This window comes from Deltaproteobacteria bacterium (genome assembly GCA_016213065.1).
Classification (GTDB): Bacteria; UBA10199; UBA10199; order SPLOWO2-01-44-7; family SPLOWO2-01-44-7; genus JACRBV01.
In genome coordinates this window covers 1-7,098 of the sequence record JACRBV010000004.1, presented here as the reverse complement: position 1 = coordinate 7,098, position 7,098 = coordinate 1, and the positions used below count along the sequence as shown (strand labels likewise).

Annotated in this window: 6 protein-coding genes; 4 read left to right on the top strand and 2 right to left on the bottom strand. The window is 43.6% G+C overall.

All coding sequences use genetic code 11. From position 1 onward, the window contains the following. The first annotated feature begins 74 nt into the window (after positions 1–74). Entirely contained in the window at positions 75–1,817 is a 1,743-nt protein-coding gene (locus HY877_00205) for a glycosyltransferase family 39 protein (GenBank protein ID MBI5298710.1), read from the top strand. Here the strand turns inward: HY877_00205 and HY877_00200 are convergent. Continuing rightward, on the bottom strand, positions 1,788–2,522 hold the full coding sequence (locus HY877_00200; protein MBI5298709.1) for a glycosyltransferase: 735 nt from the start codon (positions 2,520–2,522) through the stop codon (positions 1,788–1,790). The genes HY877_00205 and HY877_00200 overlap by 30 nt on opposite strands. A 175-nt stretch (positions 2,523–2,697) precedes the next feature. Between HY877_00200 and HY877_00195 the strand changes: the two genes are divergently transcribed. From HY877_00195 to HY877_00185, 3 genes are read left to right on the top strand one after another with little or no spacing between them, the layout of a single operon-like run. Further along, positions 2,698–3,201, top strand: a complete 504-nt coding sequence (locus HY877_00195; protein MBI5298708.1) for an ORF6N domain-containing protein — start codon at positions 2,698–2,700, stop codon at positions 3,199–3,201. Between the two features lie 57 nt (positions 3,202–3,258). Further along, on the top strand, positions 3,259–4,362 hold the full coding sequence (locus tag HY877_00190; protein MBI5298707.1) for a glycosyltransferase family 4 protein: 1,104 nt from the start codon (positions 3,259–3,261) through the stop codon (positions 4,360–4,362). Further along, positions 4,359–5,441 carry a glycosyltransferase gene (locus HY877_00185; protein MBI5298706.1) on the top strand — a complete coding sequence of 361 codons (1,083 nt, stop codon included), beginning with the start codon at positions 4,359–4,361 and terminating at the stop codon, positions 5,439–5,441. The genes HY877_00190 and HY877_00185 overlap by 4 nt, the downstream gene beginning before the upstream one ends. On the opposite strand, the gene HY877_00180 is transcribed toward HY877_00185, so the two are convergent. Next, the gene (locus tag HY877_00180) at positions 5,438–6,757 is read right to left on the bottom strand and encodes an ATP-binding protein (GenBank protein ID MBI5298705.1); all 1,320 of its coding nucleotides are present in this window, start codon (positions 6,755–6,757) and stop codon (positions 5,438–5,440) included. The two genes, HY877_00185 and HY877_00180, sit on opposite strands and share 4 nt — an antisense overlap. Between the last annotated feature and the right edge of the window lie 341 nt (positions 6,758–7,098).

The window sequence follows — 7,098 nt, the reverse complement described above, 5'->3', positions numbered from 1 at the left end:
AAAGGGGGCCCCTCCCACCCCCCTCGGCTGTCACCCAATTTTTTCACCACTCTCTATAATGATAGGACCGTCAAATGACAACACTGGAAAATTTTGTTCAAAAATTTTTGAGTCTGGATCATCAGTTGCTTCCTGAAACGATCCTGCAAATCCGGCTTTTGGAATGGTGGATTTTGTTGACGATCGGGATTTATCTGATTTTTAACGTTATGAGAGTGGTGGAAAATGCAGGACCCGCATTTTCCACTACTTTTCTAAAATGGGCATTGCTGGTTGCCATTTGTGTCAATGTTTTTTTATTGCGTATTGCGTCGCCTGCGCGCGGATTTGAAACAATGGAGATGTATGATGGCGTTCATTACACCGCTGGCGCCGATCGTCTCATCAAAGAAAAAAGTTTTTCGCTCCCGATCAATGAGGAAAACCATCCCGTAGGCAAAGCGCCGGGATTTTCTTTGTTGATCGCACCTATTTATCTTTTTTTTCCAAACAATCTCGGCGCCGCTGTTTTTGTCCCGATGATTTTGGGACTCTTGTCCCTCTTTCTGTTGTATCGTCTCTCTTTTCGTCTTGCCGGAGAAGAAACGGCCTTGGTAGCACTCTTGCTCCTCGGTTTTTCACCGCTTCACATAGTCTACAGCCGTCTCATCATGCCTTCCATGGGTCCTCTGTTCTGTATTTTGCTCGCGACATTTTCATTCACGAAAAAAAGCGCCGGGTTCAAAACTATTTTCTGTGCCGGAGTGCTTTTGGGTTTTGCCGGTGTCATCCGATATCTGGCCGTTGCGGCAATACCGGCCACACTTGTTTATCTACTCACAAGGCAGGATGATTCCTCTTCTCTTCGCGCGAAAAAAATGGCGTTCTTGTTGCTTGGAGCGGCTTTTCCCTTGGTCTGGCTTTTTTATTTTCAATGGAAAGAGTTTGGTTCTGCTTGGCTCACCGGTTATTCCTACTGGGAGTTTCTTTCTTCCAACATGCAAAAACCTTTTTCTTTTACCTATGCATTTGGCATTCCGCCTTCGTCCGGTGGGAGCCCCAACGCCCTATTTGCACTGATTTCCGCAACGGGGGCGCACATCCCCTATCCCAATATCCTGAAAAGCCGCCCCGACCAGATTATCTACGCCTATTTGATAGGATTTTTTGCACTGCGCGGACTCTCCGATTTTTACCGGCAAGATCGCCCCTTCTTTTATTTCATCGTCCTTTTTTTTATTGGACTCTATCTCCCGCACGCCCTCCTTTTTTCACAAGCCGGACATTTCATGCTTCCTATCGTCCCCTTTATTCTGCTTGCCACCGCCAAAGGCATTGTCGCCATCTTTAAAAAAATTCCTATGAGAGGACTCCTCATCGCCAATCTGGCCTTCATCCCTTTTGCCTACACTTTTTCCCATCAACCCTTTGAAACAAACCGGCGGGATTTTCTGCAAATGATCGAAAAAAATGTACCGCAAAAAAATTTTTTCATCACCGATTTCGACGCCATTCTTCTGACGCATCTTATTGGAAGCCCCAAGCAGATCACAACCATCGCCCTCTCAGATGATATCCTTTACGCCGACCGGTTACTCTATTTTCACGGAAAGACACTTCCTCCCGCCTTGTGGGGTGCCACGAATCATCCCGATAAAATCAAGACACTGCTCGCAAAAGGCGAACGAATCTACCTGTCCCGATTTTCAAAGGAAAATTTTAAAAAGGAGTATGAAAAATTGTCCGACGCGTTTGACTTGAAGCCCGTTGCCAATTTCAAAAATTACCGGCTTTATGAATTGAAACTTTCAGGTAGTGAAAAGTTGATGAAAGAATAACAACAAAGTTTCCCGAATCGTTTTGCCAACTTTCATTTTGGATAATCCCCGACGTTCGTCATATTTCAGGACAATCGGGACTTCACAAACGAAAGGTTTAAAACGGCGCAACTTCAAAAGAATGTCCACCTGACAGGAAAAACCGGATTGGGAAATAAATATGTTGTCGTATTCTTGGAAGGCTTTCTTTAGCAACGTCGCCCGATAGGCTCTGTATCCGCAGGTATAATCCCTGACTCCAGTGATCGGAAAAAAAATGCGAAATAAAAGAGAAGCCGCACGTCCCAAAAAGCGCCGTAGGTGAGGAACTCCGATCACACGTCCGTTTTTGACATAGCGGGAAGCAATTACCATGTCGCATCCTTCCAAAATTTTGCGATGCATTTGCGGCATCAAATCGGGGTCGTGGGTGTTATCGGTATCCATTGTAATGATAACGTCGGAATTTCCGGCCAAGTTGGTGGCATAAACAAGTCCGGTCTTCAATGCCTCCCCCAAACCTTTATTAACAGGATGAACCAGTGTTTCCACGGGCATCGTCTCTTTCAACAATGTCGCCATCTTCAAGGTATCGTCACGGCTACCGTCATCCACTAAAATAATTCGGTAATCGTGTGGAAATTTTCGAAAGGTCGAACCGATCCGCTCAAAAAGAAGCGGAATACTCTTCTGCTCGTTATAGGCTGGCAAAACAACAAAGATCACAGAGATCCCTTTTTGCAAAGTCGCCCCAAAATCACAAGAAGAGACATGGCGATTGTGATGACCAAAATCCGTCAGGGAGTGTTCAGAAACCGTCCTTAGTCATGTTCCAAATCCACAATAAATTGCTCTTAGGCTGGCATGGTGATTGCTTATGTCTCTGCAGGAGGTAAACACAATGACTCATCTTATTCTTCCAATGGAGCACATTGAAAAACGGATTTTTCTTCTACGTGGGCGCAAGGTCATGTTGAGCACCGATCTTGCAGAGTTGTATGGTGTGGAACCAAAAGTTCTCGTTCAAGCTGTCAAAAGGAATTTGGAAAGGTTCCCAGATGACTTTATGCTTCAATTGGAAAATCAAGAGGTTAGAAACTTGAAGTCACAAATTGTGACTTCAAGTTGGGGAGGGTTACGCAGGGCCAATCCCTATGCCTTTACGGAGCAGGGCATTGCAATGCTTTCCAGCATTTTGAGAAGCAGACAGGCCGTTTTGGTGAATATTGAAATCATGCGTGCATTTGTTCGTCTGCGTGAAATGATGGCAACCCACAAAGATCTCGCCCAAAAACTGGAACAGTTGGAAAAAAAATATGATAGGCAATTTAAAGCTGTATTTGATGCCATACGAGAGTTGATGACTCCACCACCTTTGCCACCAAAACGAAGAATTGGTTTCTGAAGCAAAATAGACATTCTCAATTTGCCAAGGTGTTAAAAATCCGGTTAAGAACGTGGCATGAATGTATTAGTGATCGCTCCTGCCTGTTCTCCCAATAGCAGTGGACTGGCGCTCCGGGTTTTCAACTGGATTCAGATGATCAAGGACGAGGCTCACGTTTCCTATTTTTCCACTTACCAACAAAAAAATCCCTACCTCACTCCCCATTTTTATTATCGGGAATTTGGGGATGATTGGACATCCAAAGTCACAAAACTCTGGACCTATTATAAAACCGATTTTTCTGGAGCGCCGCCACTCCCAAAACCGGATATCATTCAAATTCACACTCCCTACTTTTTCGGACTCAAAAAACTTTTTCCCAATACTCCGACAATCCTTGTGGAACATGATGTCAATTGGAACCTTTTGAAATATGATCTGCCTCACGGTCCCGGTGTAAAAAAGATTCCCTTCCAATTTCCAATGATCCCGTGGTTGCACTGGCGGGCGAAAACCTATGAAAAAAAGGCGTTAAAAGAATCCGATCATATTTTTGTCTGTTCCTCTGTTGATCGGGAGGAAATTTTAAAAGAGTTGCCGGGACTGGGCGAGAAAATCACCATCATCCCCAATTCTCTCGACGTCACCTCTTACACGCCCTCACAGATACAGGGCGAGTCGGTTCTGTTTATGGGTTCCCTGTCTTACAGCGCCAACCGCGACGCGGCAAAAATTATTTGTGAAGAATTGGCTCCGCGTCTGCCCCACATCCCTTTTCAAATTTTGGGTAGCGGGGTGTATCCGGGTCCCCATCCCTCCAACGTGCATTTCTTGGGACATGTAAAAGATATCAAACCCCATGTAACAAATTGCCGCATCTTCATTGTTCCACTCCGGTTTGGCTCCGGCACACGCTGGAAAATTCTCGAAGCTTTCGCCATGCAACGACCCGTCCTTTCCACAAGCAAAGGCGCCGAAGGACTTTGCGCCACCCACGAAAAAAATATCTGGATTGAAAATGATTGGCCCTCATTTGCAAAAACAATCGAGAAATTGTGGAATCATCCGTTTTTGGCCGGAACGCTCGCCAAAAACGGACGTGAACTGGCGGAAACACAGTATCACCATAAAATCTACGCGCAAAGAGTGATGCAAATTTATCGGGGGCTTTTGTCATGAAGACCCAAACCATGACAGCGCGCATTGCTCTGCTACATCGTTTTGAATCAAACAAAAAAGGCGGTCCGGTTTATAGCCAACATCTTAAGATGGCCCTACCCCAACTGGAATTTATCGGAATGGATCAATGTCCCCCACTTCCCAAAATCCTCCGCCCCGACTGGAGCCGGTTTTGTCTGGAAGAAGTCAAAAAATCATGGTGGGTGAGCCGTCATTTTTTAAAACTCCATCGACAAAAACCGTTTGATCTTGTCATGACGCTTTCAGAAGGCGGGTGGCCCTTTTCTTTCCAGCATCTTAAAATTCCCAGACTGCATGTTTACCTCGGTTGTTTTGAAGTCTATGCGGAAAAAGTACTCAAAGATAAAAAGGGATATTTCGCCTCGCGGTATTTTTTCAGTTATTTCGAAAAAAGGAGCGGAATTAACGCTTCCTGCATTTCCATTTCAGAAAAGGTGCGACGGGAAATCAACCGATGCTATAAAATAGAAAGCCAGATAATTCCGGTGGGCATTGATCTGGAGCAATTTGTTGTTACCGATGAAAAGAAATTTTCAAAAAATCCGAAACCCACCGCCCTTTTTATCGGTCAGGCGGAACATGGAAAAGGATGGGATATCATCCGGCAGTTGGCGGAGTGCCTGCCTCAGGTTCAGTTCGTCTGCGTCCTCTCTCAACCTCCCGCCATCACTACTCCCAACATGATTGTAAAAGAAAATCTTTCCGAAGAAGAATTGTGCCGGCTGTACAACGCGGCCGATTTTTTTATTTTTCCTTCACGCTACGAATCGGCGAGTTTCGTTGTGCTGGAAGCCATGGCCTGTAATCTTCCCGTCATCATCAGCAAAGCTGTTGCGGACGTCTGTCTGGAAGAAGAAGCGCCTCTTAACTCCGCAGAGGGAGTTTATGTCATCAAGACGGAAGGCGTTGAAGACTATATGAAAGCCATCCAGACCTGCATTTCAAAAAACCAGCGCGGACAAACGCGAAGTTATGTGGAAAAATACCGCTCCTTCCAAAAATTCCGGAAAAGTTTTCAAAATAAGATTCGTTCTATAGTTTCTAAAGGGCACCTTTAAAAACTCGATATTATTTCATATAGCTTAGGGATGGCATAAAGAGGGATTGATATTATGTTCTCGTGTTTGCCGAAATTTTCGCAGGATATTCTAATGCCATAAGTTTTATTCCTTTCTTTTAGGAATAATCGGAGACTTTGCATCTGACCTTTACGGGAGGATTTAACCTCAATCGGAATTATTTTATTGTTCACAGACACAATATAATCAACCTCTGCATTGCTTGATTTTGCCTCTCTATGCCAATAGTAAAGTTCGGGATGAACGTAATTTTTTTCGCTTGCTATAAGCTCCAGCCCAACAAACAGTTCTGCAAATGCCCCCTTGTTTACCAAATCTTCTATTGGTGAAGACATGTACGATGCCAAATCAAGACCCATTACTCTTTGATAAATACCGGTGTCAAAAAACAGCACTTTAAATTTTTTTTCGTCTATTTGCGCCCCGAGAGGCAAACCTCTGGCCGAAGTGTGGAAGACCTTATATGCAAGCCCCGCCCTAATTAGAAGATCGAGGGCATTTTTATATCCGCTTGATGGTTCATCGGAAATATTTGAATACTTAAATTTATTTCCGACCTGCATGATAATTGATTTAAACGTTTCTTGAAGTTTGATAGCAGATAAGCGTTTTCTGTATTTTGCAAAGTCGTCGTTAATGGATGTGATCAGAGTATCCGCTGATTTTTGGCACTTGGTGAAGTCTTGAGTTTCAATATAGGCCCTAACTGTTTCTGGCATACCGCCTATGATCTGAAATAATTTTAATCTGTCTAAAATTTTATTATGAAAAACTTCATCTACGGGTTTGTCCAGACTTGCATCAGCGATAATCTGGTTTAAACCTTCATCTCCGGAGTTTTTTAGAAATTCTGCGAAGGTCATTGGATACATGAAAAAAGTTTCAATTCGGCCAACGCCGAATGATGAAATTTCCGACAAAACAAATTCAAGTAGCGAGCCTGCCGCCGCAACATGGAGCTCTTTCATTTTTTCGTGAAAGAAACGAAGAGACTGGAGAGCGTTGGGGCATGCCTGTATTTCATCAAAGAAAAGCAACGTTTCGTGCGGATTTATTGGGGTGTTAAAATAAACCGATAGTTTTCTGATAATTTCATCCGGTGAAAGCACTCCATCAAAGAAAACTCTGACATCTTTTAATTCCTCAAAATTTACTTCGACGAAGTGTTTAAAGGATTTTCCAAGTTGTCTCATTGAGTAGGTTTTACCGACCTGCCTAGCCCCCCGAACCAATAGAACTTTTCTATCCCTATTTCCTTTCCACAACAGCAATTCTTTATCTATTATACGTTTCATGTCTAATATCAATAAGTTATAAACGAAACAACGTTTTCACAAGGCAATTATATGGCCCATCTCAATATTTTACAAGGCAATAATTACGTAGAACTCAAGAAAAAACAAGGATAAAAGGGGGGGATGGTGGAAAATGCGTTTTATGGGAGTAGTGGAAAATGCGTTTTTCATGGTTGTCATCCTGAACACATTCGCTTCGCTCAGTGTAAACTCCGTGAAGGATCTACTTGATAATATTGGATTCTTCGCGGAGTTTATCCTGAGCCCGAACAGATTCTTCGCTTCGCTCAGAATGACAAAGCGAAGGGCTCAGAATGACAATTTGAAAATTTCAGCATTTT

Coding starts and splice junctions, on each gene's coding strand:
- HY877_00205 (MBI5298710.1), top strand. CDS start 75: ATGACAACACTGGAAAATTTTGTTCAAAAATTTTTGAGTCTGGATCAT.
- HY877_00195 (MBI5298708.1), top strand. CDS start 2,698: ATGACTCATCTTATTCTTCCAATGGAGCACATTGAAAAACGGATTTTT.
- HY877_00190 (MBI5298707.1), top strand. CDS start 3,259: ATGAATGTATTAGTGATCGCTCCTGCCTGTTCTCCCAATAGCAGTGGA.
- HY877_00180 (MBI5298705.1), bottom strand. CDS start 6,757: ATGAAACGTATAATAGATAAAGAATTGCTGTTGTGGAAAGGAAATAGG.
- HY877_00185 (MBI5298706.1), top strand. CDS start 4,359: ATGAAGACCCAAACCATGACAGCGCGCATTGCTCTGCTACATCGTTTT.